This window comes from Stenotrophomonas sp. P5_B8 (genome assembly GCF_054049855.1).
Genome location: NZ_JBFULO010000674.1, coordinates 1 through 1,350, shown reverse-complemented (window position 1 = coordinate 1,350; position 1,350 = coordinate 1). Strand labels below are relative to the sequence as shown.

At 65.9% G+C, this 1,350-nt stretch carries 2 protein-coding genes; both read left to right on the top strand.

Annotated features, from left to right (window positions below):
- Positions 1-338 (top strand): JAB domain-containing protein (locus ACXJKH_RS20580; protein WP_457322160.1); only part of this gene is annotated, 338 nt, incomplete at its 5' end.
- 150 nt (positions 339-488) lie between these two features.
- The coding region (argS, locus tag ACXJKH_RS20575; RefSeq protein WP_457322158.1) for an arginine--tRNA ligase domain-containing protein at positions 489-1,350 on the top strand (862 nt) is incomplete at its 3' end.

The following is a 1,350-nucleotide window of genomic DNA, read 5'->3' as shown; positions in this document are numbered from 1 at the left end:
CCCATGAGGTCTTCGCCGTCATGTTCTTGAACACCCGCAACCACATGCTGGCGTTCGAGGAACTCTTCAACGGCACGATCGATGCGGCGGCGGTCTACCCGCGCGAAGTGGCACGCCGCGCCCTGTTCCATAACGCGGCAGCCGTGATCATCGGTCACAACCACCCTTCTGGCAGCGCCGAACCGTCCGCTGCCGACCGCGATATCACCCGTCATCTGGAAAAAGCCCTGCCTTTGGTAGGAGTCCGCCTTCTGGACCACGTAGTAGTAGGCGAAGGCACCCCCGTCTCCATGGCTGAACGAGGCTGGCTCGAACCCACCCTCTCCTTTCGGGGCTGAACGTCCCAGTCAGCCCAAATACCCCTGTCCGGAGCCCCGAAAGCGGCCCCAAGGCCCCTCAAGCCCCCTGCCCCACTCCCGTTCAATGGATCGGCCCGCCATCTAGGCTAAAATTGCCGATTCCGCCGCTCCAGTCCCAAAGCAGGCCTTGTGAAAAATCTCCTCCGCGCCCTGATCAGCCAAGGCATCGAAGCCTTGCGCGCCAACGGCACTCTGCCGGCCGATACCCTGACCCCGGAATTCGTGGTCGAACGCCCGAAGACCCGTGAGCACGGCGATTTCGCCACCAATGCCGCGATGCTGCTGGCCAAGCCGGCGCGCAGCAACCCGCGCGCCCTGGCCCAGGCGCTGCTGGATGCGCTGCCCAAGAGCAATGACGTGCTGCGCGTTGAGATCGCCGGCCCAGGCTTCATCAATTTCCACCTCGCCCCCAGCGCCTACCAGCGCGAAGCGGCCAGCGTGCTCAAGGAAGGCGCCGATTACGGCCGCAACCTGAGCGGCAACGGCCGTACCGTGGGCGTGGAGTATGTGTCGGCCAACCCGACCGGTCCGCTGCACGTGGGCCATGGCCGCGCCGCCGCCATCGGCGACTGCCTGGCACGCCTGCTGGATGTGAACGGCTGGAACGCCAAGCGCGAGTTCTACTACAACGACGCCGGCGTGCAGATCGAGAACCTGGCGCTGTCCACCCAGGCGCGCGCCAAGGGGCTCAAGCCCGATGACGCCGGCTGGCCGGAAGCGGGCTACCGCGGTGATTACATCCAGGACGTGGCCAACGCCTACCTGGCCGGCGCCACGGTGGAGCTGGAAGGCCACGCGGTGGTGGGCGAGCGCGACCCGGACAACCTCGATGGCATCCGCCGCTTTGCGGTGGCCTACCTGCGCAACGAGCAGAACCAGGACCTGGCCGCGTTCGGAGTGGATTTCGACATCTACTTCCTGGAAAGCTCGCTGTACAAGGACGGCAAGGTGGAAGAGACCGTCGCCCAGCTGCAGGCGGCCGGCCACACCT